At 70.7% G+C, this 24,939-nt stretch carries 23 protein-coding genes and 1 riboswitch; of the genes, 17 read left to right on the top strand and 6 right to left on the bottom strand.

The features are described 5' to 3' along the window. Nucleotides 1–156: 156 nt before the first annotated feature. A complete protein-coding gene (locus ACIBVP_RS33975) occupies nucleotides 157–453 on the bottom strand; it encodes a 4a-hydroxytetrahydrobiopterin dehydratase (RefSeq protein ID WP_396110532.1) in 297 nt (98 codons plus the stop codon). Between the two features lie 47 nt (nucleotides 454–500). Further along, nucleotides 501–614: riboswitch (TPP riboswitch) on the top strand. Between ACIBVP_RS33975 and ACIBVP_RS33970 the strand changes: the two genes are divergently transcribed. The 3 genes from ACIBVP_RS33970 (at nucleotide 608) to ACIBVP_RS33960 (ending at nucleotide 4,220) form a co-directional block, all read left to right on the top strand. After that, on the top strand, nucleotides 608–1,630 hold the full coding sequence (locus ACIBVP_RS33970) for a thiamine ABC transporter substrate binding subunit (RefSeq protein ID WP_396110531.1): 1,023 nt from the start codon (nucleotides 608–610) through the stop codon (nucleotides 1,628–1,630). (Overlaps the previous riboswitch by 7 nt.) Beyond that, on the top strand, nucleotides 1,606–3,201 hold the full coding sequence (locus ACIBVP_RS33965; protein WP_396110530.1) for an ABC transporter permease: 1,596 nt from the start codon (nucleotides 1,606–1,608) through the stop codon (nucleotides 3,199–3,201). Before ACIBVP_RS33970 ends, ACIBVP_RS33965 begins: the two co-directional genes overlap by 25 nt. Then, nucleotides 3,198–4,220, top strand: a complete 1,023-nt coding sequence (locus tag ACIBVP_RS33960) for an ABC transporter ATP-binding protein (protein ID WP_396110663.1) — start codon at nucleotides 3,198–3,200, stop codon at nucleotides 4,218–4,220. Before ACIBVP_RS33965 ends, ACIBVP_RS33960 begins: the two co-directional genes overlap by 4 nt. On the opposite strand, the gene ACIBVP_RS33955 is transcribed toward ACIBVP_RS33960, so the two are convergent. Genes ACIBVP_RS33955 through ACIBVP_RS33945 form a run of 3 tightly spaced genes read right to left on the bottom strand, consistent with a single transcriptional unit; the run spans nucleotide 4,182 to nucleotide 7,154 of the window. After that, on the bottom strand, nucleotides 4,182–5,054 hold the full coding sequence (locus ACIBVP_RS33955; RefSeq protein WP_396110529.1) for an ABC transporter permease subunit: 873 nt from the start codon (nucleotides 5,052–5,054) through the stop codon (nucleotides 4,182–4,184). The two genes, ACIBVP_RS33960 and ACIBVP_RS33955, sit on opposite strands and share 39 nt — an antisense overlap. After that, on the bottom strand, nucleotides 5,038–6,060 hold the full coding sequence (locus ACIBVP_RS33950; RefSeq protein WP_396110528.1) for an ABC transporter ATP-binding protein: 1,023 nt from the start codon (nucleotides 6,058–6,060) through the stop codon (nucleotides 5,038–5,040). Before ACIBVP_RS33950 ends, ACIBVP_RS33955 begins: the two co-directional genes overlap by 17 nt. Nucleotides 6,061–6,074: 14 nt before the next feature. Continuing rightward, nucleotides 6,075–7,154: an outer membrane lipoprotein carrier protein LolA gene (locus ACIBVP_RS33945; RefSeq protein WP_396110527.1), complete on the bottom strand. Its 1,080-nt coding sequence runs from the start codon at nucleotides 7,152–7,154 to the stop codon at nucleotides 6,075–6,077. 134 nt (nucleotides 7,155–7,288) lie between these two features. Between ACIBVP_RS33945 and ACIBVP_RS33940 the strand changes: the two genes are divergently transcribed. The 3 genes from ACIBVP_RS33940 to ACIBVP_RS33930 are packed head-to-tail and all read left to right on the top strand — an operon-like array spanning nucleotide 7,289 to nucleotide 10,064. Continuing rightward, nucleotides 7,289–8,002, top strand: coding sequence for a response regulator transcription factor (locus ACIBVP_RS33940; RefSeq protein WP_396110526.1), 714 nt, complete (start codon nucleotides 7,289–7,291; stop codon nucleotides 8,000–8,002). Further along, nucleotides 7,999–9,345, top strand: coding sequence for a sensor histidine kinase (locus ACIBVP_RS33935; protein WP_396110525.1), 1,347 nt, complete (start codon nucleotides 7,999–8,001; stop codon nucleotides 9,343–9,345). The genes ACIBVP_RS33940 and ACIBVP_RS33935 overlap by 4 nt, the downstream gene beginning before the upstream one ends. After that, nucleotides 9,327–10,064 (top strand): (deoxy)nucleoside triphosphate pyrophosphohydrolase, encoded by a 738-nt coding sequence (locus tag ACIBVP_RS33930; protein ID WP_396110524.1) that lies wholly within the window; start codon nucleotides 9,327–9,329, stop codon nucleotides 10,062–10,064. The genes ACIBVP_RS33935 and ACIBVP_RS33930 overlap by 19 nt, the downstream gene beginning before the upstream one ends. A 49-nt stretch (nucleotides 10,065–10,113) precedes the next feature. On the opposite strand, the gene trpS is transcribed toward ACIBVP_RS33930, so the two are convergent. Then, nucleotides 10,114–11,091 (bottom strand): tryptophan--tRNA ligase, encoded by a 978-nt coding sequence (gene trpS, locus ACIBVP_RS33925; protein WP_396110523.1) that lies wholly within the window; start codon nucleotides 11,089–11,091, stop codon nucleotides 10,114–10,116. 161 nt (nucleotides 11,092–11,252) lie between these two features. After that, nucleotides 11,253–11,408, bottom strand: a complete 156-nt coding sequence (locus ACIBVP_RS33920) for a hypothetical protein (protein ID WP_396110522.1) — start codon at nucleotides 11,406–11,408, stop codon at nucleotides 11,253–11,255. 137 nt (nucleotides 11,409–11,545) lie between these two features. Between ACIBVP_RS33920 and typA the strand changes: the two genes are divergently transcribed. The 11 genes from typA to ACIBVP_RS33865 all read left to right on the top strand — a co-directional run bounded on the left by typA (nucleotide 11,546) and on the right by ACIBVP_RS33865 (nucleotide 24,929). After that, nucleotides 11,546–13,447 carry a translational GTPase TypA gene (gene typA / locus ACIBVP_RS33915; protein ID WP_396110521.1) on the top strand — a complete coding sequence of 634 codons (1,902 nt, stop codon included), beginning with the start codon at nucleotides 11,546–11,548 and terminating at the stop codon, nucleotides 13,445–13,447. Between the two features lie 246 nt (nucleotides 13,448–13,693). Continuing rightward, nucleotides 13,694–15,358, top strand: coding sequence for an ABC transporter family substrate-binding protein (locus ACIBVP_RS33910; RefSeq protein ID WP_396110520.1), 1,665 nt, complete (start codon nucleotides 13,694–13,696; stop codon nucleotides 15,356–15,358). A 489-nt stretch (nucleotides 15,359–15,847) separates the two neighbouring features. Next, nucleotides 15,848–17,554: an ABC transporter substrate-binding protein gene (locus tag ACIBVP_RS33905; protein ID WP_396110519.1), complete on the top strand. Its 1,707-nt coding sequence runs from the start codon at nucleotides 15,848–15,850 to the stop codon at nucleotides 17,552–17,554. A 119-nt stretch (nucleotides 17,555–17,673) separates the two neighbouring features. Continuing rightward, nucleotides 17,674–18,606 (top strand): ABC transporter permease, encoded by a 933-nt coding sequence (locus tag ACIBVP_RS33900; RefSeq protein WP_396110518.1) that lies wholly within the window; start codon nucleotides 17,674–17,676, stop codon nucleotides 18,604–18,606. A gap of 12 nt (nucleotides 18,607–18,618) precedes the next feature. Then, nucleotides 18,619–19,575 carry an ABC transporter permease gene (locus ACIBVP_RS33895; RefSeq protein ID WP_396110517.1) on the top strand — a complete coding sequence of 319 codons (957 nt, stop codon included), beginning with the start codon at nucleotides 18,619–18,621 and terminating at the stop codon, nucleotides 19,573–19,575. A 28-nt stretch (nucleotides 19,576–19,603) separates the two neighbouring features. Beyond that, nucleotides 19,604–20,650 (top strand): ABC transporter ATP-binding protein, encoded by a 1,047-nt coding sequence (locus tag ACIBVP_RS33890; protein WP_396110516.1) that lies wholly within the window; start codon nucleotides 19,604–19,606, stop codon nucleotides 20,648–20,650. A 53-nt stretch (nucleotides 20,651–20,703) separates the two neighbouring features. After that, nucleotides 20,704–21,714: an ABC transporter ATP-binding protein gene (locus ACIBVP_RS33885; protein WP_396110662.1), complete on the top strand. Its 1,011-nt coding sequence runs from the start codon at nucleotides 20,704–20,706 to the stop codon at nucleotides 21,712–21,714. Between the two features lie 77 nt (nucleotides 21,715–21,791). Then, nucleotides 21,792–22,742 carry an ABC transporter permease gene (locus ACIBVP_RS33880; protein WP_396110515.1) on the top strand — a complete coding sequence of 317 codons (951 nt, stop codon included), beginning with the start codon at nucleotides 21,792–21,794 and terminating at the stop codon, nucleotides 22,740–22,742. Between the two features lie 2 nt (nucleotides 22,743–22,744). Continuing rightward, nucleotides 22,745–23,695 (top strand): ABC transporter permease, encoded by a 951-nt coding sequence (locus tag ACIBVP_RS33875; protein ID WP_396110514.1) that lies wholly within the window; start codon nucleotides 22,745–22,747, stop codon nucleotides 23,693–23,695. After that, on the top strand, nucleotides 23,695–24,537 hold the full coding sequence (gene mshB / locus ACIBVP_RS33870; RefSeq protein WP_396110513.1) for an N-acetyl-1-D-myo-inositol-2-amino-2-deoxy-alpha-D-glucopyranoside deacetylase: 843 nt from the start codon (nucleotides 23,695–23,697) through the stop codon (nucleotides 24,535–24,537). Before ACIBVP_RS33875 ends, mshB begins: the two co-directional genes overlap by 1 nt. Beyond that, on the top strand, nucleotides 24,534–24,929 hold the full coding sequence (locus ACIBVP_RS33865) for a hypothetical protein (RefSeq protein WP_396110512.1): 396 nt from the start codon (nucleotides 24,534–24,536) through the stop codon (nucleotides 24,927–24,929). The genes mshB and ACIBVP_RS33865 overlap by 4 nt, the downstream gene beginning before the upstream one ends. The last annotated feature ends 10 nt before the right edge of the window (nucleotides 24,930–24,939 follow it).

Below are 24,939 nucleotides of genomic sequence, written 5' to 3'. Positions count from 1 at the left end.
CGGTTTCGTGCACACGCCCGTCGCCCGTCTGCACGAAACCGACAACTCGGCATGTCCGGGCGCGCGACTCGCGGTGTTCTGGGGCGCGACTCGCGGTGTTCTGGGGCGCGACTCGCGGTGTTCTGGGGCGCGACTCGCGGGGTTGTTTGTTGTTGGTTACTGGTGGATGGCTTCTACTACGCCGTTTATTTCTTCTGCCAGTGAGGTGTCGTTGGGGGTTACGCCGCCTTCGGAGTGGGTGCTGCAGCGGAAGGTCAGGGTGCGCCAGCGGATGTCGATGTCCGGGTGGTGGTTGTCGTTCTCCGCGATCTCCGCCACGCGGTTCACGACCTGGATGGCCTGCGCGAAGCTGTCCAGCTCCACCTCGCGGACCAGTGCGGCGCCTTCCAGGTGCCAACCGGGCAGGTGGCCGAGGGCCTTGCCGATCTCTTCGTCAGTGAGCAGCTCTGGCATGTGTCCATGGTGACGCCTCTCACCCCGCACCGCACAGGTACGCTCGGTCGATCACACACGGGAGTCCGGTGCCGCGCCGGGCTGAGAGGAGGGCTCGCAGCCCTCGACCGTTCGAACCTGATCCGGGTCATGCCGGTGCAGGGAGGAGGCAATCATGCGGATACGTACGTTCCTGCTGGTCGGTGCGCTGGCACTGACCGGGTGCTCGCTGGGCGGCGGTGACGACGACGGAGGCCGGAAGGTCGTGCTCGTCACCCACGACTCGTTCGCGATGAGCGACGACGTGCTGAAGAAGTTCACCGACGACACCGGCATCACGATCGACGTGCGCAGGCTCGGCGACGCCGGTGCGCTCACCAACCAGCTCGTGCTCACCAAGGGCAGCCCGATCGGTGACGTCGCGTACGGCGTGGACACCACGTTCGCGTCCCGTGCGCTCGACGAGGACGTGTTCGCCGAGTACGCGCCCCAGGTCGACGGGCCCGCCGAGTACGCGATCGACGACACGAACCGGCTCACCGCCGTCGACCTCGGCGACGTCTGCCTGAACATCGACCCGGCAGCGCTGGCGGCCAAGGGCGTGCCGGAGCCGACGACCTACGCCGACCTGGTCAAGCCCGAGTACAAGGACATGCTGGTCGTCGAGGACCCGGCGACCTCCTCGCCGGGGCTCGCGTACCTGCTCGGCACCATCGCCAAGCTCGGGGACGGCTGGCAGGAGCACTGGCGTGCGCTCAAGGCCAACGGCATGCAGGTCGTCAGCGGCTGGGAGGAGGCCTACCAGCAGGAGTTCTCGGGATCCTCCGGCAAGGGCCCCCGGCCGATCGTCGTCTCCTACGCCTCGTCGCCGTCAGCCGAGCTGGACGATGCGGGCAAGCCGCGCACCAAGGCCGTGCTGGACACGTGTTTCCGGCAGGTCGAGTACGCGGGCGTGCTGAAGAACGCGGCGCACGGTGACGACGCGAAGAAGGTCATGGACTTCCTGCTGTCGGACGCGTTCCAGTCTCAGGTGCCGGAGCAGATGTACGTGTACCCGGCCCGCGCCGGGGTCACCCTGCCGGAGGCGTGGCAGAAGGCCGCGCCGCTGCCGTCCGACTCCGCCGAGCTGTCGCCGGCGGAGATCCAGCAGAACCGGGAGCGGTGGATCGACGAGTGGCGCGCGATCGTGCAGGGCTGAGGAACACCCCGGGCGGCCTGGCACTCCTCGCGCTGGTGCCGCTCGGGTTCCTCGCCGTCTTCTTCGTGTGGCCGGTCGTCGCGATCCTGCGGCTCGGCCTCGCGGAGGGCGGCGTGCTCGGCACGCTCGCGTCCGCCGACGTGTGGCGGCTCGTCGCGTTCACGGTCGCGCAGGCGGCCGGGGCGACGGCCGTCGCGGTCGTCGCCGGGTTGCCGGTGGCGTTCCTGCTGGCCAGGACGCGGTTGCCGGGGCTCGGGCTCGTCCGCGTGATCATCCTGGTGCCGTTCGTGCTGCCCAGCGTGGTCGTCGGCCTGGCGTTCCGTGCGTTGCTGCCCGACGGCGGGGTGTGGGCGATCGTGCTGGCCAACGCGTTCTTCAACGTGGCGGTCGTCGCGCGGACCGTCGCCGGGCTGTGGACCCACCTGGACCGCCGCGCGGAGGACGCCGCCCGCGCGCTGGGCGCGTCGCGGCTGCGCACGTTCACCGGCGTCACGTTGCCCGCGCTGGCGCCCGCGATCGGGTCGGCGGCCGCGGTCGTGTTCCTGTTCTGCGCCACCAGCTTCGGCGCGGTGCTGATCCTCGGCGGGGCACGCCTCAAGACCCTCGAGACCGAGATCTACCTGCGGACCGTCGAACTTCTCGACCTGTCCGGCGCGGCCGCGCTGTCGCTGCTGCAGCTGGGTGCGGTGGTCGCGGCGCTGTCGGTCGGCGCGGTCATGCGGCGGCGACGGGAGACCGCGTTGCGGCTGCGTCGCCAGGCCGAGTCCGCGCGCAGGCCGACCGGCGGCGAGTGGTGGGTCGTGACGGCCGCGTTCGCCGTGGTCGTGGCGCTGCTCGTGCCGGTGGCGACGCTGGTCGCGCGTTCGTTCGCGGCGGGCCTCGACGGGTACCGGGCGCTCACCGGCTTCGGCTACGCGGGTTCGCTCGGCGTCTCCGGCTTCGACGCCGCCCGCAACTCGCTCGCCGCGGCGACGGACGCCACGCTGATCGCGGTCACGCTCGGCACCACGGCGAGCGTCGTGCTGGTGTCGTTGGCACGCAACCGGGTGCGGTACGTCGAGGTGATCGACACCGCGTTCATGCTGCCGCTCGGCGTGTCCGCGGTGACCGTCGGCTTCGGCTACCTGATCACGCTCGACCTGCTGCCGGGCGACCTGCGCACGTCCGCCGCGCTGGTGCCGCTCGCGCAGGCGCTGGTGGTGACACCGCTGGTCATCCGCATCATGCTGCCGGTCCTGCGGTCCATCGACGAACGGCTGCGGCAGGCCGCGGCGACGCTCGGCGCGAGCCCGTGGCGGGTGTGGCGGGAGGTCGACGTGCCGATGGCGGGCCGGTCGCTGGGCACCGCGGCCGCGTTCGGGTTCGTGGTGGCGCTGGGCGAGTTCGGCGCGACGAGCTTCCTCGCCCGGCCCGACACGACCACGCTCCCGGTCGCGATCGCGCGGCTGATCTCGCGGCCGGGTGAGCTGAACAACGAGATGGCGTACGCGGCGTGCACGCTGCTCATCGTGGTCACGGTGGCCGTGGTCGCGGTCGTCGAACGGGTCCGCGTCCCGGTGGGAGAGTTCTGATGCTGGCAGTCGAGGGTCTGACCGTGCGGTACGGCGCGCTGGCCGCGGTGGCCGACGTGGACCTGTCCGTGGCGGACGGCGAGGTGCTGGCGCTGCTCGGGCCGTCCGGGTGCGGCAAGTCGACGCTGCTGCGGGCGGTCGCCGGGCTCGAACCCGTCGCGGCGGGCGCGGTGCGCTGGGACGACACAGACCTCGCCGACGTGCCGGTGCACAAGCGCGGGTTCGGGCTCGTGTTCCAGGACGGGCAGCTCTTCCCGCATCGTGACGTGGCCGGCAACGTGGCGTTCGGGTTGCGGATGCAGCGGATGGCGAACCGCGCCGAGCGGGTCGCGGAGCTGCTCGAACTGGTCGGGCTCGCCGGGTACGAGAAGCGCAAGGTCACCGAGCTGTCCGGTGGGGAGGCGCAGCGGGTCGCGCTGGCCCGGGCACTCGCGCCCCGGCCCCGGCTGCTGTTGCTGGACGAACCGCTGTCCGCGCTGGACCGGGCGCTGCGTGAGCAGTTGGCGATGGACCTCGCGGGGCTGTTGCGGGTGGCGGGGGCGACCGCGCTGGTGGTGACGCACGACCACGACGAGGCGTTCACGCTCGCCGACCGGGTCGCCGTGATGCGCGCGGGCCGCATCGTGCAGGCAGACCCGCCGCAGGAGGTGTGGCGGCGGCCCGTCGACGAGGACACCGCCCGTTTCCTGGGCTGCGGGTTGTTCCTGCCCGCGACCGTCACCGACGGCACCGTCACGTGCGATCTCGGGTCAGCTGACCTGCCATGGGCGCCGGACGGCGACGTCACGCTCGGGTTGCGGCCCAATGCGTTACGGCTGACCGGCAACGGCATCAGCGGGAAGCTGTTGCGGTCCGTGCACCGCCGCGACCACGTGCGGTTGCAGGTCCGCCTGGACGACACGGACCAGGTGGTCGACGCGGTCGCCGCCATCGCGGAGACGCCGGGCGACCGCGTACACCTGCGGTTGGATCCGGACGGGTTAGCCGTCCTTGGTCGAGACGCGGGCCAGGGCGAGTGAGTAGCCGATCACCAGGTAGCAGACGGCACGCAGGACCGCGTTGACCATCCCGTCCGTCGGCATGGGGTCGCGGATCACGTCGCCCAGGGACTCCCACGCGTCGGTCAGCAGCACCGGGTGCAGCCAGTCCAGCGCGGGGATGTTGCCGAGGATCGTGAACACGATGATCCCGCCGAGCGTGGACGCCAGCACGACCAGCGGGTGCTCGGTGGCCGCCGAGACCGCGAGCGCGACCGCCGCGACCGCCCACACCTGCACGGTCACCAGCGCGGTCAGCAACGCGATCCGGCCCAGCGAGTCCCCGAACGGCAGCACGTTGCCGGACATGGTCAGCATGCCGTCGCCGCCCAGGATCGTGAGACCGGCGACGATCGACACGACCGCGACGATCACCACCGCGAGCAGCGACAGCACGGCCACGCCGAACGCCTTCACCGCGAGCAGCCGGGCCCGCCCGACCGGCGCGAGCAGCAGCCCGCGCAGCGCACCGGTCTGCGCCTCGCCCGCGAGCGCGTCCGCCGACCACATGGCACCGAGCAGCGGGAGCATCATCGACAGCGACAGCAACAGCAGGAACACCGGCAGGATCAGCCCGTTGCCGGACACCAGCGCGGCGATGCTCTCGATGGCCCGGCCGCCGTTGCCGTTCTCGGCGGTGTTCGTGGCCACGGCCATGGCGATGGCCGCGATGATCGGCGCCACGGCGAGCACGCCGAGCGCGACCAGCGTCCGCGGTCTGCGGATCATGAACCGCAGCTCGGACCGCAGCAGCCGCCCGACGGGGGCCTTCGTCCGCTGTTCGGTGACGATGGGCGCGTCAACGGCGAGCGTCATCCGCCACCTCCTCGAAGGTGTCCACTTCGGACAGTCCGGCGCCCTGGTCGGCGGACTCGGTGAGCCGCGCGAACAGCTCCTCCAGCCCGGTCCGCTGCCTGCGCACCTCGTGCACGGCCACCCCGGCGCCCACGAGGGTCGCCACGACGTCCGGCGCCGTGGTCGCGGCCAGGTCGACCTGCACGCCGTTCGGCGCCTCCCGCGCCGGGATGCGGTTGTCCCGCAGCGCGTCCACGGCCACCTGGGTGTCCGGCGTGGACACCAGCAGCCCCGAGTCGCCGGCCTCCAGCAGCTCGGCAAGCTCCCCCTGAGCCACCACCGAACCCCGGTGCAGGACGGCCACGTGCGTGCAGGTGGCCTCCACCTCGGCCAGCAGGTGTGACGACACGAGCACGGTCGTGCCCGCCGCGTGCAGGTCGGCGATCACGGCACGCACCTCGCGCGTGCCGGCCGGGTCGAGCCCGTTCGTCGGCTCGTCCAGCACCACGAACCTGCGCGGGATCAGCAGCGCGGACGCGAGGCCCAGCCGCTGCTTCATGCCGAGCGAGTAGCCGCGGTAGCGCCGGTTCGCCGCCGCCGACAGGCCGACCCGTTCGAGGGCCTGCCCGACCGCGCGCGGGATGTCCTTCGACGCGAGCCGCGGCTCGGCGGCCGCCACCCGCAGCAGGTTCTCCCGGCCGGACAGGAACGGGTGGAAGCCCGGCCCTTCGACCAGCGCGCCCACCTCCGGCAACGCCCAGCCCGCGCCCTCCGGCATCTTGTGGCCCAGCAGCTCCACCGAGCCCGCCGTCGGCAGCACGAGGCCGAGCAGCATGCGGATGGTGGTGGTCTTGCCGGAGCCGTTCGGGCCGAGCATGCCGAGCACCGCGCCCATCGGCACGTCGAGGTCGACATGATCGACCGCGACCGTCTTCCCGTACACCTTCCGCAGGTTGCGGGTACGGGCGGCCAGGCGGGCGGGGGCCCCCGCGGCGCTCACCGCGGGGGCCTCCTCCTCCGTAGTCATGCCGGTGACGGTACTCACCTGACCGTCTTGATGGCTTCCTTGACCACCTGCTCCGGCACGGCGCCGATGGCGACCTTGCCGTCCTCGGTGATCAGGGCGGTGCCGACGCTGGTGGAGATCACGTAGCCGGTCCCGAACTCACCGTGGACCTCCTTGCCGAACGTGCCGAGGAGCGCGAACACGTCCTGGCCGTTGGGTCCGGACATGCCCTCGGCGGCGGCGAGCGCGTCCGCGGGCACCGTGCCGGTGGCCACGATGTCCCAGCCGCGGCCCACGGTCTTCAGGTCGACCTGCGACAGGAAGTCGTCGACCGACTTGCCGTCGACCTTCTCCGGCACGTCCTTCTCGGACACGGTCGCGCCGGCAGGCGGCGTGAACGTGAACAGCTCCGGGTCCTGCGCACCCGAGTCGAACTCGGTGAAGCCCACCTTCACAGCCGGGTCGGCCTGGCCGTTCGCCAGCACCTCCAGCTGCAGCGGGATCCGCAGCTCGGAGTCGACGGACACGCGGATCTCGCGCAGCAGCGTCTTCTCCGTCGGCTTCGGCGCCAGCACCAGCTGGTAGACGGGCCGGTCGGCGACCCGCGCGGTGCCGTCCACGGACACCGTCGAGTCCTGCCGCATGGCGGTCACCAGCTCCTTGGCCGCGGCCGCCGGGTCGGCGAACTTGCCCTCCATGGGCTTGTCGGCCACACCCTCCTGGTGCGGGACCTTCGTGACCGTCCGGTCGGCGGAGTTCCACACCCACACGGTGGCGCCGTCGTCGACGATCGTGGTCTCGCTGTCGCGGCCGGAGAGCGCGAGGCGGCCCTTGCCGGTGCCGTCCGACCACACCTGGATCGCGTCGCTGTCACCGCTGTCCGTCGGCATGCCGGGGATCGGCAGGCCGAGGTTGTTCTCGACGGCGACCGAGCCCGCGAGCGCCGGGATGGTCTTCGTGTCCAGCACCGACTCGACCAGTGCCTCCGCGCTGACCGGTGGCAGCGCCGGCGGTGCCTCCCCAGCACCCGCCGGCGACGCCAGCACCACCAGTCCGATCACCCCGGCGGCGGTACCCGCTGCCGCGAACGACAGCGCCGTCTTCCTGGAGTTCATTGACCCCTCCTTGTCTCGCCTGTGAACCCCAGGTTCCAACACGGTTACTGAGATGGCCCTGAGAGCGGCCCTCAACCTGAGATTCCGCTGAGATGCTCCCCCGCGCGCGAGCCAGAAGCGGGCATGCTGTGCGCATGAAGCCGCGCGTGCTGGTGGTCGACGACGAGCTGGGGGTCAGACGTGCGTTGCAGCGCGGGCTGGGGGCGGAGGGCATGGACGTCGTCACCGCCGCCGACGGCCCGTCCGCGCTGGACATCGCGCGCACCGGCGCGTTCGACGTGATCCTCCTGGACATCATGCTGCCCGGCCTGTCCGGCTACCGGGTGCTCCAGGCGCTGCGGGCCGAGGGCGTCACCACGCCCGTCCTGCTGGTGTCGGCGAAGGACGGCGAGATCGACCAGGCCGACGGGCTCGACCTCGGCGCCGACGGGTACGTCGTGAAGCCGTTCTCGTTCGTCGTGCTGGTCGCGCAGGTCAGGGCCGTGCTGCGGCGCGGGCAGGCCGAGGGCGCCGAGCGGCGGCTCAAGGTCGGCGAGCTGATCGTGGACCGGGCCGTGCGCGAGGTGCGGTTCGCCGGTGAGCTGGTGCCGCTGTCACCGCGCGAGTTCGCCGTGCTGGAGGTGCTGGTCAGCCGCGCGGGTGCGGTCGTGACCAAGGACGAGCTGCTCAGGACCGTGTGGGGCGACGAGCTGGCCGCCACCCGCAACGCCGTCGAGGTGTACGTCGGCTACCTGCGGCGCAAGTTGGACGCGGCCGGCGCCGGTGGCATCGTGCGTACCGTGCGCGGTCACGGTTACCTGGCGTCCTCCTCCGAGCTGGACGCCGTCCTGGAGCCCAAGGCCAGGTGAGCGGGGTCCTGGGCCGCGTGGTCGGCCGGCTGTGGTTGCGGCGGTCGCTGCGGTTCCGGATCACCACCGTGGGCACGGCCGTCACGCTCGTCGTGTTCCTGACGCTCGCGCTCGTCACCAGCAGGCTGATCGGCCCGCTGCTGGTCACCGCCGCCGACGAGCAGCTGCGGCCAATCCTGACCGCCGCGCTCGCCGACGTGCGTGCCGGGCAGCCCGCCGACGCCGGACCGGTCGGCATGGAGGCCCGGGTGCTCGACACCGCGGGTGTGCCCGTCGACGGCGGCGACCCGCCGCCGCTGTCACCGGGTGAGCTGCGGGACCTGAAGGCGGGCACGCCCGTCCTGCGGCTCTCGGAGGACCCGCCGCGCCGCTGGCTCGGCACGGTCGTGAGCGCGCCGGACGGGTCGCAGCGGCTCGTCGTCGTCGGGACGATCCTCACCGGGTACTGGGCCGCGCAGCACCGCGCGTTCGACTGGCTGGTGGTGGCCGCGCTGATCGGGTCGGCGGCGGGCGGCATCGCGACGTGGTTCTCCGTGCGGTCGGCGCTGCGGCCGGTGGAGCGAATGCGGGCCGCCGCGGCGGAGCTCCCGGCCGGGCGGCGGCTGCCGCTGCCCAGCGCGCACGACGAGCTGCGGTCGCTGGCCGCGGCGCTGAACGCGCTGCTGGCACGGCGTGACGAGGCGTCCGCGCGGCTGCGCAGGTTCACCGGGGACGCCGCGCACGAGCTGCGCTCGCCGGTGGCGTCGATCCGGGTGCAGGCCGAGGTGGCCGTCGCGAACCCGGACCCGGAGCTGTCGCAGGAGGTGCTCGCGGACGTGGTGGTCGAGTCGGAGCGGCTGTCGACCCTGGTCGACGGGCTGCTCGCGCTCGCTCGGTCGGACGCGGGCGAGTGGCCCGCCGCGATGCCGGTGGACGTGGTCGCCGCCGCACGCGCGGCGATCGACCGGCTGCCGCCCGGTGGCCCCGTCGTCGGCACGCACCTCGCGCCAGGGGCGTGCTGGGTGGAGGCCGCGCCCGCCGAGGTCGACCTGGTGCTGGACAACCTGCTGCGCAACGCGGCCCGGCACGCCCGCGCCCGGATCACGGTGACCGTGCTGTCCCGGGCGCACACGGTGTGGCTGGTGGTCGACGACGACGGGCACGGCATCGCACCGGAGCACAGGGAGAAGGTGTTCGACCGGTTCTACCGGGTGCAGGACGACCGGTCCCGCGACTCCGGCGGCGCCGGGCTCGGGCTGGCGCTGGTCGCGGAGGTCGTGCGGCGCCGGGGCGGCGCGGTGAAGGTGACCGAGTCGCCGGAGGGCGGCGCCCGGTTCCAGGTGCGGTGGCGGGCGCTGACGTGATCCTGCGGACGACGGCGTTGGCCGACGACGTGCCGCAGCGGGTCGCGTCGGCGGCGCTGCCTGCCTTCGTCGACGAGTTTCCCCTGCTGGGCGGCCGTTTCCGGCCCGTGTACGCGGACGTGGACGGGTGGGCGGCGGTGGCCGTGCGCGGCTGGCGGGCGTGCCGGCTGGACGTCCGGCTGACGCCGACCCCGGCGGGGACGCTGGTGACGTGCTCGGCGTCGTGGCGCGCGGTCGGCGGGATGGTCGCGCACCGGTCACGGGTGCTGGCGGCGCTGACGTCGCTGGCGGCGGACGTGCGGGAGCGGGCGCTGGCGCTGGCGGACGCGCCTGTCGTGGTGGGGACGGCCATCGTGCGGGACGGTCGTCTGCTGGCGCAGCAGCGGGCGTACCCGGCGGAGGCGGCGGGGCTGTGGGAGCTGCCGGGCGGGCGGGTCGAGCCCGGCGAGTCCGATGTGGACGCCGTGGCGCGGGAGTGCGCCGAGGAGCTGGGCGTGGAGGTCGCGGTCGGCGCACCCGTCGGACCGGACGTGGCGCTGCCGAACGGGATGCTGCTGCGGATCCACCGCGCCACCATCGTCGGTGACGCGAAGCCGCACCCGCACGACCACGCCGACCTGCGGTGGCTCAAACCCGGGCAGTTCGGCTCGGTGCCGTGGCTGCCAGCGGACCGGGTGCTGCTGCCCGCGCTCCGCCGCCTGCTGCGCAGGATGCCGTGAAAGACGCTTTCGGGACGTTTGAACGTCCCGAAAGCGACTCTCATGGCGTTCAGGCCACTCCTGCCAGGCGGAGCACGGTGCTCAGCCGGTGGGCGCCTCGTTCGGCGGCTCGGGCGCCGCCCACCGCGCGGATGCGGTCCAGCTCCGCCGGGTCGGCCAGCAGTTGACGGGTGCGTTCGCGGACCGGCCGCAGCTCCTCGACCACCGCCTCCGCGACCGCGTCCTTCACCTCGCCGTACGTCGAGTAGCCGCCCACCACCTCGCGGGGTGACTTGCCGAGGCAGCCGCCGAGGATCTCCAGCAGGTTCGCGAGGCCCGGCTGCTCGTCCGGCCGGTACTCCAGCCTGCCGAGGCTGTCGGTCACCGCGCGTTTCACCTTGCGGCGCAACAGGTCCGGCTCGTCCATGACGAACAGGACGCCCGCCGCGTCGCGGGCCGACTTGTCCATCTTGCGCGTGGGGTCGGTCAGGTCCTTGATCCGTGCGCCCGCGGGCGGGGTGGTCGCCCTCGGCACCACGAACGCCTCGCCGTACGTGCTGTTGAACCGCCTGGCCAGCACCCGCGCCAGCTCCACGTGCTGTGCCTGGTCCTCGCCGACCGGCACGTCGTCGGCGCCCTGCAGCAGGATGTCGGCGGCCATCAGCACCGGGTAGGTGAACAGGCCGACGCGGACCGGGGTGCCCTCGTGGGTGCGGTCGGTGCTCTTCTCCTTGAACTGGGTCATCCGCGCCGCCTCCCCGAACGCGCACGCGCACTCCAGCACCCACGTCAGCGGTCCCAGCTGCGGCAGCAGGTCGGACTGCACGAACACGGTGTCCGGTTCGATCCCGGACGCGATGAGGACGGCGAGCATCTCGCTCGTGCGGGACCGCAGCTTCTGCGGGTGGTACGGCGTGGTCATGCCGTGCAGGTCGGACACGAAGAACAGGTCGTCCGGCCCGCCCTCCCGCGCCCAGCGGCGGACCGCCCCCAGGTAGTTGCCGACGTGGACGTGCCCGGACGGGGTGATGCCGGAAAGGCGGGTCATCTGACGCTCTCCTCAGAGGTCGGGGCCGACCCGCCCGGGCCCCCTGGAAAGCAGAAAGGCCGCCCGGTCGGGCGGCCTGTGGTCAACGCAACAGGAACTCGGCCGCCGTCAGGCGGCCCACCACATGGTGGTGACGTTGCGCATGCGCCGAGTATAGGTCACTACGCGGCCTTCCTGGCGACCTTCACCTTGGCGCGCTTGAGAGCGAGCACAGGACACTTCTTGCAGCGCGACTTCGACCGGCAGCACTTCTTCTTGACCTTGCCGGCCTTCGTCCACTTCCGCACGTAGTCCGCGGGCGACTTCGGCTTGCCCAACTCGACTCCCACTCGACGGCCAACCGACTGAGGTTAAGCTAACCTTTCCCCGGGGCGCCATTCAGGGCGGCTATCCTCGACCACGCGCGCACTCGCGTGCAGCCAATGACGCCAGACCATGAATCAGGAGCACGCGCGTGCCCGCCACCGACACGATCACGCCCGCGATCGCCAGGACCGACCTCCGCAACGTCGCGATCGTCGCGCACGTCGACCACGGCAAGACCACGCTCGTCGACGCGATGCTCCGCCAGACCGGCGCCTTCTCCGCCCGCACGGAACCGGTCGACCGGGTCATGGACTCCGGCGACCTGGAACGCGAGAAGGGCATCACGATCCTCGCGAAGAACACCGCCGTGCACCGCGAGACGCCGGACGGGCCGGTCACCATCAACGTGATCGACACCCCCGGCCACGCGGACTTCGGCGGCGAGGTCGAGCGCGGGCTGTCGATGGTGGACGGTGTCGTGCTGCTGGTCGACGCGAGCGAGGGCCCGCTGCCGCAGACCCGCTTCGTGCTGCGCAAGACGCTCGCCGCGGGCCTGCCCGTCGTGCTCGTGGTGAACAAGGTGGACCGGCCCGACGCGCGCATCGAGGAGGTCGTGTCCGAGACGCACGACCTGCTGCTCGACCTCGCGACCGAGCTGGACACCATCGACACCAACATCCTCGACCTGCCGGTCGTCTACGCCTCCGCCCGCGCGGGCCGCGCGTCGCTGACCGCCCCGGCCGACGGCGACCTGCCCGACAGCGAGAACCTCGACCCGCTGTTCGACGTGCTGCTCGAGCACGTGCCGCCGCCGTCGGGCGACCCGAAGGCGCCGCTGCGTGCCCTGGTCACCAACCTCGACGCGTCCAGCTTCCTCGGCCGCATCGCGCTGTGCCGGGTCCATGCGGGCACCATCAGCAAGGGCCAGCAGGTCGCGTGGTGCCGCGCGGACGGCAGCGTGACCACCGTCAAGATCACCGAGCTGCTGCTCACGCAGGCCCTGGAGCGGGTCCCGGCCGCGAGCGCCGAGGTGGGCGACATCGTCGCGATCGCGGGCATCCCGGAGATCACCATCGGCGACACGCTCGCCGACCCGGCCGACCCGGAGCCGCTGCCGCGCATCCACGTCGACGAGCCGGCCATCTCGGTCACCATCGGCGTGAACAACTCGCCGCTCGCCGGTCGCGGCGGCGGCTCGAAGCTGACCGCACGCCTGGTCAAGGCCCGCCTCGACAGCGAACTGGTCGGCAACGTGTCCGTGCGGGTCCTGCCGACCGAGCGGCCTGACGCCTGGGAGGTGCAGGGCCGAGGCGAGCTGGCGCTCGCGATCCTCGTGGAGACCATGCGCCGCGAGGGCTTCGAGCTGACCGTCGGCCGCCCCGAGGTGGTCACCCGCACGGTCGACGGGCAGCTGTGCGAGCCGTTCGAGCGGCTCACCGTCGACGCGCCCGAGGAGCACCTCGGTGCGATCACCCAGCTGCTCGCCGGCCGCAAGGGCCGTCTCGAGCACATGGGCGGGCACGGCACCGGGCGCGTGAAGGTCGAGTACGTCGTGCCGTCGCGTGGCCTGATCGGCTTCCGCACCGACTTCCTCACCGAGACCCGCGGCACCGGCATCGCGAACGCGATCTTCGAGGGCTACTTCCCGTGGGCGGGCCAGATCCGCGGCCGCCACTCGGGTTCGCTGGTCGCCGACCGGTCCGGCTCGGTCACCAGCTACGCGATGATCCAGCTGGCCGACCGCGGCACGTTCTTCGTCGAGCCCGGCGCGGACGTGTACGAGGGCATGGTCGTCGGCGAGAACCCGCGCGCCGAGGACCTGGACGTCAACGTCACCAGGGAGAAGAAGCTCACCAACATGCGCTCCTCCACCGGTGACGAGCTGGAGCGGCTCGCCCGCCCGCGCAAGCTGGCGCTGGAGGAGGCGCTCGAGTTCTGCGCCACCGACGAGTGCGTCGAGGTCGCGCCGGACGTCGTGCGGATCCGCAAGGTCATCCTCGACAGCACGCGGCGCGGCAGGGCCAAGGCCCGGGAGAAGTCCCGCGGCTAGTGGGGTGTCCACCAATGTTGATGGGTTTATCGGTGGATCCAGGTTTCCGCTGGCAAGGCGCCGATCCTCCCTCGTACTGGGTGTACTTGGGTGGATCGGCAACGCCGCCAGCGGGAAGCTGGGCCGCCGAGAAACCCGGCGAACGTTGGTGGACACCCCACTAGCCCACTCCGGTGACGGGGGCAGGAACCCGGTGGCCACCTGACGCGTCGATTCGGGAGGATGGCAGGGTTCCGGGGTGGGGAGGTGAGGCTGTTGCGGAAGGCGCTGCTCGCGTTCGTCACGCTTGCCTCCCTGGTCGCCGCCGCGGGCTGCACCCCCGAGCCCAGGCGGGTGGACGGCCCGATCTCCTCACCCGTGAACACCCCGACGGACACGGGCGAGGTCGTGGTGGGGGTCGACACGATCGCCGGCGGCTACAACCCGCACAACTTCGCCGACCAGTCCGCCATCACCACGGCGCTGTCGACGCTGCTGCTGCCGTCGGTGTTCCGGCCCGGCCCGGACGGCACGCCCCGCCTCGACCGGACGCTGATGATCTCGGCCACCGTCACCAGGACGGAGCCCTACACCGTCACCTACCAGATCCGGGCCGACGCGTCCTGGTCCGACGCCGCGCCGGTGGCCGCCGAGGACTTCGTCTACCTGCGGGACCAGATGACGAGCCAGCCCGGCGTGGTGGACTCGGCCGGCTACCGGCTGATCTCCGACATCACCGCCCGCGACGCGGGCAAGGTCGTCGAGGTCACGTTCAGCAAGCCCTACCCCGGGTGGCGCACGCTGTTCGACAACCTGCTGCCCGCGCACATCCTCAAGGACGCGCCCGGCGGCTGGAACGGCGCGCTGCAGGCGAACTTCCCGGCCGCCGCGGGTCCGTTCACGGTCAAGACGCTGGACAACGACCGCGGCGAGGTCGTGCTGGAGCGCAACGACCGGTACTGGGAGCAGCCCGCGACGCTCGACCGGATCGTGCTGCGCCGCACGGAACAGGACACGCTGGTCGACGCGCTGGAGCAGGGCCACGACCAGATGGCGCTGGTGCGCACCGACTCGATCGGCGCCAAGACCATCGCCGACCTCGCTCCCGAGGTCACCACGTCCACGGTGCCACGGCCGTCCGTGACGACCGTCTACCTGCGGCCGTCGCAGCAGCTCACGGACCTGCCGGTGCGCCAGGCGCTGGTCGCCATGCTGGACCGCGCGCAGCTGGTCACCGTCGGCACCGGCAACGGCCCGGCCGCGAAGCTGGTCGCCGGCGCCCAGGTGCTCGCGCCGACCGCGCCCGGCTACCGGGCGACCAGGCCGGTAGCCGCGGCCACCACCGCGCAGGCCCTGCTGACCGGCGCCGGGTACACGAGGACCAGCGCGGGCTGGGCCCGTGACGGCAGGCCGCTCGAGCTGGTCATCGGCGCCGCCGAGGAACGGCCTGCCGAGGTGCGGATCGCGAAGGACGTGCAGCGCCAGCTCGCGGCGGGCGGGGTGACCGCCGAGGTCGTCGAGCTGCCCGGACGCGAGCTCTACCAGCGGCTCTACGCGTCCGGCGGCGCCGACACCGGCGCGGTGGTCGACATCGCCGTCACCTCGCGGCCGACGGGCGGCGACCCGGCCACCATGCTGGCCACCGACTTCGGCTGCGACACCACCGCCACCCAGCCGCGGCCGGTCAACCCGGCCGGGTACTGCGACCCGGCGATCCAGCCCACCATCGAGGCGGCGCTCACCGGTTCACTCTCCGTGAGCGAAGCGTTGACCTCGGTCGAACCGGCCCTCTGGCGGGCGTCGATCGCGATCCCGCTCTACCAGGAGGCCGACGTGCTGGCCGTCCGCGGCGAGCTGTCGGGCGTCTCGGCGGGCGCGGGGTTCGCCGGGCCGTTTGCCGGCGCGGCATTCTGGAAGCGTTCCCCGAGTTAACCGAAAGCGACCCGGTTACGGCGCTGTCACATTTGCCGCACACACTGTTCCCGGATTTACCAGTTTCCCGTTCCCGTTTCAGGCGAGACGATCGGTTCCCAGGTGGACATCGCCGTGTTACCGGGGTTTTAGGCCGCAACCCCCCGTTGGTCGGTTACCAGTCACGATTTTCAGCGCGCGGTAATCGACAGATCGCGTGCCGCCACCACCGTGTCACCCTTTGGTCACGATCAAGGCCAATCCCGTGACGGGACCAGGTGGAGTTCCTACCGTCCTGCAACGGTGCGTCGGCGACAGGGCTCCGACGCGTCACAAGATCGACATGACTCGTGGTCCGCACATAGCACAAGAGGCGACCGCGCGGCTGCACGGTGCATCCCCGACCTGGCCCCCGCCGCGCGGTACCCACCGGCTCCGTGCACGATGTGTCACGACAACACCGGGCGCACGCTCGTCGAGTGCGTGCTCGCTCATGGAGGAACTATCTTGATGAGGAAACAAGCGTGGCTCCGGTCCGCGGCCGGCCTCACGGCTGCCGCGCTGGTGCTCACGGCCTGCTCTCAGAAGTCGAACGAGGGCTCCGGTGACACCGGTGGCGACAACTCCGCCCCGTCCGCGGGCTGGCCGGAGACGCCCGAGGTCGAGATCAAGGAAGGCAAGCCGGGCGGCACGTTCCGCTTCGGCATCACCGAGCCGACCGCGATCGACCCCTACAACGCCCAGGAGTCCGAAGGTCTGCTGGTCACCAAGTACCTGTTCACGGGCCTGACCCAGGTCGAGCCCGATGGCGAGGTCGTGCCCGGTGTCGCCGAAAAGTGGGAGCCGAACGACGACTGCAGCGAGTGGACCTTCGAGCTGAAGACGGGCACGAAGTTCCACAACGGTGAAGAGGTCAACTCCGAGTCGTTCAAGCGCGGCTGGGAGCGGGTCTCCGCCAAGGGGTCGGCCTCCGAGGTGGCCTACCACCTGACCGGCATCGAGGGCTTCGCCGAGATGCAGGCCGGCACCGCGAACGCGCTCTCCGGCGTGGACGCCTCCGACCCGGCCAAGCTCACGGTGAAGCTGACCGACCCGAACTGCGAGTGGTTCCTCCGGACGGTCCACCCGGTGTTCAGCCCGGTGCCGTCGACCGCAGGCGCCCCGGCCACCAACACCGCCTACGTCGAGGCCCCCATCGGCAACGGCCCGTTCATGATGGACGGCAAGTGGGAGCACGACCGCGGCATCAAGCTCAAGCGGTACGAGGACTACTCGATCGGCCACAAGGCATACCTGGACGCCGTTGAGATCACGATCACGGCGAACGGCGCCGACGACGAGTACGCCGGTTACCAGAACGGCACCTTCGACTGGGCGCGCATGCCGACCCCGGTCCTGGAGCAGGCCCGTGCGACCTACGAGCCGCAGGACCAGTGGATCACCAAGAACACCAACGGCATGAACTACCTGCTGGTGATGGGTACGCAGAAGCCGCTCGACAACGCGAAGGCCCGCAAGGCCCTCTCGATGGCGATCGACCGCAACGCGATCATCAACGGTGTGTTCAAGGGCTCGCAGACCCCGGCCAGCTCGTTCGTGCCGCCGGTGTTCCCGGACGCCTTCCAGGAGGGCGTCTGCGAGGCGTGCGTCTTCAACCTCGACGAGGCCAAGAAGCTCGCCAAGGAGGCGGGCCTGACCGAGGGCACCGAGCTGAACTTCCAGTTCAACGTCGACGCGGGTCACGAGGAGTGGACCGCGGCGGTCAAGGACCAGCTCGAGACCAACCTGGGCCTGAAGGTCAACCTGTCCGGTGTCCAGTTCCCCGACCTGCTGAACAACGAGCAGCAGCCGGGTGCCAGCGGCATCTACCGCGCCGCGTGGGGTGCCGACTACCCGACGCCGTCGAACTACCTGCAGCCGCTGCTGTCGACCGAGGCCATCGGTGCCGGCCCGACCGAGCCGACCACCGGTGACAACCGTGGCCGCTACAGCAACGAGAAGTTCGACACCCTCATCAAGGAGGGTCTCGCGTCGAAGGACGAGGCCGAGCGGACCAAGAAGTTCCAGGAGGCCGAGAAGATCGCCATCGGTGAGGACCAGGCGCTGATCCCGCTGTGGAACCGCACCCAGCACCGTCTGGCGAACACCACGAAGTTCATCAACCTTCGGATGGACTTCAGCGAGAACCCTGACCTCTACGAGATCAGCATCAAGTAACTGAATAACCTGGGTGGCCGTGGTCTGTGTACACAGACCACGGCCACCATCGGGTTGGGACCTCGATTCCAACCGGGACGAGGTTTCGACGCAACGCTGAAGAAAGCCGGCGCTAACCTATGGGGAAGTTCGTAATCCGCAGGCTCGCCCAGGCCATCATGGTCGTGATCGCGGCGACGATCCTGCTGTTCATCGGCCTTTTCGTGCTCGGGGACCCGTTCGCCTCCAGTGGCGACAAGGTGGTGCCGCCCGAGACACAGGCGATCCTTCGCGAGAAGTTCGGCATGGACCAGTCCCTGCCGATGCAGTACCTGACCTACCTGGCGAACCTGGTGACCGGTGACCTGGGCATCGATCTCAACCAGCGTCGCCCGGTGGCCGACATGATCGGCGCGGCCCTGCCGAACACCGCGCGGCTGGCGCTGGTAGCGATCATCATCGACGTCATCATCGGCGTGGTCGCCGGCATCATCGCCGCCGTCTGGCGCTACTCGTTCTGGGACGTCCTGGTCACCATCCTGACCACGCTCACCATCGGTGTGCCGACCTTCGTGATCGGCGTCTGGCTGCGGCAGACCGTGACCGGTGAGCTGTTCTTCCCCCAGGTCCCGCGTCCGTTCACGGAAGTGGTGCCGTGGTACACGGAAGTGCTGCTCCCCGCCATGACGCTCGCGATCGTCGACGCGGCGTTCATCGCGCGGCTGATGCGTGGCTCCATGCTCGAGGTACTTCGCATGGACTACATCCGCACCGCCCGCGCCAAGGGCCTCGGTGAGCGCACCGTGATCATGAAGCACGCCTTCCGCAACTCGATCATCCCCGTGGTCACCTACGTCGGCATCAGCATCGGCATCCTGCTCGGCGGCGCGATCATCACCGAGACGTTGTTCCAGTACAACGGGGTCGGGTACCTGCTGTACAGGTCGATCCTGCAGAACAACAACCCGGTGATCATGGCGATCGTGACGTTCGCCGTGCTCATCTACGTGACGCTCAGCATGATCGTCGACATCTTGTACGCATACTTGGATCCACGGATCAGGCTGAGCTGAGGCGGAGCGGACATGACCACCACACCTGACCCGGCCACGGCGGCACAGGCCGTGTTCGTCGAGGCGCCCGAGCACGCGGGCCCCGACGAGGCACCCGAGCCACAGAAGCAGGCCAAGCAGAAGTCCCACGGGCAGTTCGCCGACATGTGGCGGCGCTTCCGGCGCAACAAGCTCGCGCTGGCCGGCCTCGTCGTCGTCGCGATCCTGATCGTCATCGCGTTGCTGCAGCCGTTCATCTCGCCGTACGACCCGTACGACCAGAACCTGCTGAACACGCTGGCCCCGCCCGGCGGCGACCACCTCATGGGCACCGACGCGCTCGGCCGTGACCTGTTCTCCGGTCTGCTGTACGGCCTGCGGCTCGCGCTGCTCGTCGGCCTGCTGACGATGCTCGGTGCGATGATCCTGGGCACCACGCTCGGCGCGCTCGCCGGTTTCCGCGGCAAGATCGCCGACGCGCTCGTGATGCGGGCCACCGACATCTTCCTGGCGTTCCCGTTCCTCATCGGCGCGATCCTCGTGGTCCGCACGTTCGGCACAGGTGTGTTCCAGGTGATCATCGCGCTGGTGATCCTCGGCTGGCCGACCGCGGCCCGGCTGATGCGCGGCCAGATGCTCGCGCTGCGGGAGGCGGAGTACGTCGAGGCGGCCCGTTCGATCGGCGCGTCCGACTGGCGGATCGTGACCCGGCACATCCTGCCGAACGCGATCCAGCCGGTGTTCATCTACTCGTTCACCAGCATCGGCATCGCGGTGGTCGCCATGGCTTCGCTCGCGTACCTCGGCGTCGGCGTCCCGCCGGACACGCCCGAGTGGGGCCGGATGATCAACATGGGCATCGAGCAGGTGCGGGTCGAGGGCAAGGACTTCCTCTGGATGTTCCCCAGCGGAGCCATCTGCCTGACCACCCTCGTGTTCGCGTTCGTGGCCGACGGCCTGCGCGACGCGCTGGACCCGAAGCTGCGATAGACCGCCACAAGCAAGGAGAACCACCCAGATGACCGGCGCAGCCGACATCGACCTCGACGGGCCACCAGCCCCGCTGCTCGAGGTACGTGACCTGCGGGTCCACTTCAAGACCGACTACGGCATGGTGAAGGCGGTCGACGGCGTCTCGTGGAGCGTGAGCGAGGGCGAGACGCTCGCGATCGTCGGCGAGTCCGGCTCCGGCAAGTCCGTGTCCGCGATGACGATCCTCGGCCTGGTGCCCTCGCCTCCGGCGACCTTCCCGTCCGGCGACATCTTCCTGCGTGGCCGGTCGCTGCTGAAGATGCCGGAGAAGCAGCAGCGCAAGCTGCGGGGCAGCCAGATCGCGATGATCTTCCAGGACCCGCTGACCGCGCTGAACCCGGTGTTCCGGGTCGGTGACCAGATCGCCGAGATGGTCCGCACCCACCAGGACGTGTCCAAGCACACCGCGAAGAAGCGGGCGCTGGACCTGCTCGGTGAGGTCGGCATCCCGAACCCGAAGGTGCGGATCAACCAGTACCCGCACGAGTTCTCGGGCGGTATGCGCCAGCGCGCGATGATCGCGATGGCGCTGGCCAACGACCCGCACGTGCTGCTGGCGGACGAGCCGACCACCGCGCTCGACGTGACGGTGCAGGCGCAGATCATGGCGCTGCTGCAGAAGCTGCAGGAGGACCGCAACACCGCGATCGTGCTGATCACGCACGACCTCGGCGTGGTGGCGTCCTACGCCGACCGCATCAACGTCATGTACGCGGGCAAGATCGTCGAGTCCGGCACCGCGGACGAGATCTTCTACTCGCCCCGGCACGCCTACACCTACGGTCTGCTGTCCTCGCTGCCGAGGATGGACCAGAGCCGTCAGGCCCGCCTGCAGCCGATCAAGGGCATCCCGCCGTCACTGGCGAAGGTGCCGCAGGGCTGCCCGTTCCACCCCCGCTGCGCGTTCGCGACGGACGCCTGCCTGCCGCAGGTGCCCGCGCTGGAGCCGGTGGACGGACAGCAGCACCTCGCGGCGTGCGTGCACAGTGACCGTGTGGCGATCGCCTACGACGAGAGGGTGGGAGCCAAGTGACCCAGGCGTCCTCGCAGGGTGGGCTCGGCACCGCCGAGGCCCAGCAGCAGCCGATGCTCGAGGTGAGCAACCTCGTCAAGCACTTCCCCATCCGCTCCGGCGTGTTCTTCAAGCGGACGATCGGCCAGGTCAAGGCCGTCGACGGGGTCGACCTGAACGTCTACCGCGGGCAGACGGTGGCGCTGGTCGGCGAGTCCGGCTGCGGCAAGTCGACGACCGCGCGGGCGATCCTGCGTCTGCTCGAGCCCACGTCCGGCAAGGTCGTGCTCGACGGCGTCGACGTGACGGGGCTGGGCAAGACCGAGCTGCGCAAGGCCCGCCGCGACATGCAGATCGTGTTCCAGGACCCGTACGCGTCGCTGAACCCGCGCATGACGATCCGGCAGATCCTGTCCGAGAAGTACCAGCTGCTCGGGCAGGAGGCGAGCCGCAAGACCATCAGCGACCTGCTGGACACGGTCGGTCTCGCCGAGGAGTACGCGGACCGCTACCCGCACGAGTTCTCCGGTGGTCAGCGCCAGCGCGTCGGCATCGCCCGCGCGATCGCGATGAACCCCAAGTTCATCGTGCTGGACGAGCCGGTGTCGGCGCTGGACGTGTCGATCCAGGCCCAGATCGTGAACCTGCTGGAGGACCTGCAGGACGAGCTGGGGCTGACGTACCTGTTCATCGCGCACGACCTGTCCGTGGTCCGGCACATCGCCGACCGGGTCGCCGTGATGTACCTGGGCAACGTGGTGGAGATCGCCAACCGGGACGACCTGTTCGACCGGCCGTACCACCCCTACACCCAGGCGCTCATCTCGGCGGTGCCGATCCCGGACCCGAAGCTGGAGCGGCAGCGCGAGCGCATCGTGCTGCGCGGTGACGTGCCGAACCCGGCCAACCCGCCGTCGGGCTGCCGGTTCCGCACCCGTTGCTGGAAGTTCGAGCAGCTGGCCGAGTCCGACCAGCGCCGTTGCATCGAGGAGCCGCCCCCGCTGTACGACGTGGGCGCCGGCGCCGGCGCCGGCCACCAGGCCTCGTGCCACTTCGCGTCTCTCCGCGAGGTCGTGCGCGCCTGACGCGCTTGTCAGAAGGCGCGTCCGGGACTCGCACGACGTCCCGGACGCGCCTTCTGTGTGTTCCATGAGGGGGGCGAATGGTCACGTTCCTCGTGCGCCGGTTCGCACGCATGATCTTCGTCCTGGTCGTGACCACCTTCGGCGCGCTCGTCGCGGTGACCGAGTGGGGCGACCCGTTCAAGATTATCGGCGACCGGATGCAGACGCCCGAGGCGCGGGCGATGCTGAACGAGACGTTCGGCCTCGACCAGCCGCTGGTCGTCCGCTACCTGCGGTTCGTGGGCAACCTCGCCACCGGTGACCTCGGCATCGACTTCGAACGAAGACGCCCGGTGTTCGACCAGCTCGCCGCCGCGGCGCCCAACACGTTCCGGCTGGCCCTCGCCGCGCTGGCGATCCAGGTGGTCTTCGGCGTCACCCTCGGCATCGTCGCCGCCTGGCTGCACCGCTCGTTCACCGACATGGTGATCACCGCCGCCGCGATCGTGATCACGATCGTCCCGCTGTTCGTGCTCGGCGTCGTGCTGCGGCACACGCTGTCCGGCGTCTCCGTGTTCGGCTGGGAGGCGTTCCCGCTCATACCGCGGTCCATCGGCATCGAGACCAGCTGGCTGCAGGACCTGTTCCTGCCCGCGATCACGCTGGGGGTCGGCGCGCTCGCGTACACCGTCGGGTTGGCGCGGGGGTCGATGCTGGAGGCGCTGGGCGCCGACTACGTCCGCACGGCCCGTGCCAAGGGCCTCACCGAACGCAAGATCGTCTTCAAGCACGCGGCACGCAACGCCATGATCCCCGTCGCCGAGCTGTCGGCGATGCAGCTCGGCGCGCTGATGGGCGGCTCGGTCATGATCGAGGCGATCTTCCAGTACCCGGGCCTCGGCTACCTGTTCGTGCGGTCGATGAACGAGAACAACCACCCGGTCATGCTCGCCATCACCCTGTACTCCGTCGCGGCGTTCGTGGTCGTGCTGATGCTCGCCGACGTCGTGACCGCCTGGCTCGACCCACGCATCCGGACCGGGGACTAGACATGGGCAAGTTCCTGCTACGCAGAGTCGCGAACGCCGTGTTCGTGGTCCTCGTGACGACGTTCGGCGCGCTGGTGGCGGTCACCGAGTGGGGCGACCCGTTCCGGATGATCGGGCCACGCATGCAGACGCCCGAGGCGCGGGCGATGCTCAACGAGACGTTCGGCCTCGACAAGCCGCTGTTCGTCCGCTACCTCGTCTACGTCGGCAACCTGTTCTCGGGCGACCTCGGCATCGACTTCGAGCGCAGGCGGCCGGTGATCGACCTGCTCGCCGAGGCCGCGCCGAACTCGCTGCGGCTCGCGCTCGTCGCGCTCGCCATCCAGGTCGTCGTCGGGGTGTCGCTGGGGATCGTCGCGGCCCGGCTGCGGCACTCGTTCGTCGACACGACGATCACGTTCGCGGCGATCACGATCACCGTGCTCCCGCTGTTCGTGCTCGGTGTGTGGATCCGCGACGCGTTCTCCGGCCGGTCGATCTTCGGCTGGGAGGCGTTCCCGCTGATCCCCCGCTCCATCGGCATCGAGACGACGTGGCTGCAGGAGCTGATCCTCCCCGCGATCACGCTGGGGGTCGGCGCGCTCGCGTTCACCGTGGTGCTCGCCCGCGGCGCGATGATCGAGGTGCTCGACGCCGACTACATCCGCACCGCACGGGCCAAGGGGCTCACCGAACGCAGGGTCCTGTTCAAGCACGCGGCCCGCAACGCCATGATCCCGGTGGCCGAGCTGTCGGCCGTGCAGCTCGGCGCGCTGATGGGCGGCACGATCCTCGTCGAGGCGATCTTCCAGTACAACGGCCTGGGCTACCTGTTCGTGCGCAGCATGAACGAGAACAACCACCCGGTCATGCTCGCCGTCACCGTGTACTCGGTCGCCTTGTTCGTGATCGTCCTGATGCTCGCCGATATCCTGACCGCCTGGCTGGACCCACGGATACGGACCTTTGACTGATGACCCTCTCAACAGCGCCGCGACTCCTGCTCGTGCACGCGCACCCCGACGACGAGAGCCTGTGGACGGGCGGCACCATCGCCCGGTACGCGGCCGCCGGTGCGCAGGTCACGCTGGTCACGTGCACCCTCGGTGAGGAGGGGGAGATCATCCCGGCGAGCCTGCGGGGCCTGGCCGCCGACGCCGCCGACCAGCTCGGCGGGTACCGCATCGGCGAGCTGCGGGCCGCGTGCGCCGCCCTGGGCGTCTCCGACCACCGCTGGCTCGGCGGTGTGGGCCGCTGGCGCGACTCCGGCATGGCAGGCGTCGGCTCGAACGCCCACCCGCGTGCGTTCGCGGGCGGTGACCTGGCCGAACAGGCCGCGGCGCTGGCCGACGTGCTCGCCGACGTGCGCCCGCAGGTCGTGGTGACCTACGGCCCGGACGGCGGCTACGGCCACCCCGACCACATCCGCGCCCACGAGGTCACCATGGCCGCGTGCGGGCCCGAGGTCGACCGGGTGTTCTACGCGGTCACGTCGCGGCGGGCCACCGACGAGGGCGTCGCCGCGCTCGCCGACCGCGAGGGGCTGCCGTTCCGGCTGCCCGAGCCGGGCGAGCTGCCGGTGACCGACGACGCGCGGATCACCACCACGATCGACACCTCGGACGTGCTGTCGGTCAAGGTCGAGGCGCTGGCCGCCCACTCGACGCAGGTCAGCGTGTGGCAGGGCGCCGACGGCGCGCAGGCGTACGCGCTGTCCAACGGCATCGCGCAGCCACTGCCGCCCGCCGAGTTCTACCTGCTCGGCCGCGGCGACGGGGACGGGGCGGACACCGACCTGTTCGGCGGGCTCGCGTGACGGTCAGGAACTGGCTGACGCTCGCTGTACTGGTGGTGGACGCCGTCGTCCTCGCGGTGCTGGAGCTGCTGTTCCTGCCGTTGCGGCTCGACGGCTACGTGCTGCCGTACGCGCTGGGCGGAGTGCCGGTGCCGGCGAGCGCGATCGTCGCCGCGCTGACCACCCCGTGGCTCGTCTCAGTCGCTGGGAAACTTTCGCCGAAACTGCTGGTGGCGGCGGCTCCGCTGCTCGCGTGGATTATCGTCGTGGGGGTGTTCGGGATGTTCGGACCAGGCGGTGACCTGGTGCTGATCGCCGACTGGCGCTCGCTGCTGCTGTTCGCGTGCGGGGCCCTACCCTCGGCGGTGGTGCTGGGCAAGGTGCTCGCCACCACACTGACCCCACCACGGTGAACGCGGGCCT

Origin of the sequence: Actinophytocola sp. NPDC049390 (genome assembly GCF_044466355.1) — a bacterium.
Taxonomy (GTDB): domain Bacteria; phylum Actinomycetota; class Actinomycetes; order Mycobacteriales; family Pseudonocardiaceae; genus Actinophytocola.
The sequence above is the reverse complement of the archived record's forward strand: the minus strand, read 5'-3'. Positions and strand labels throughout refer to the sequence as shown.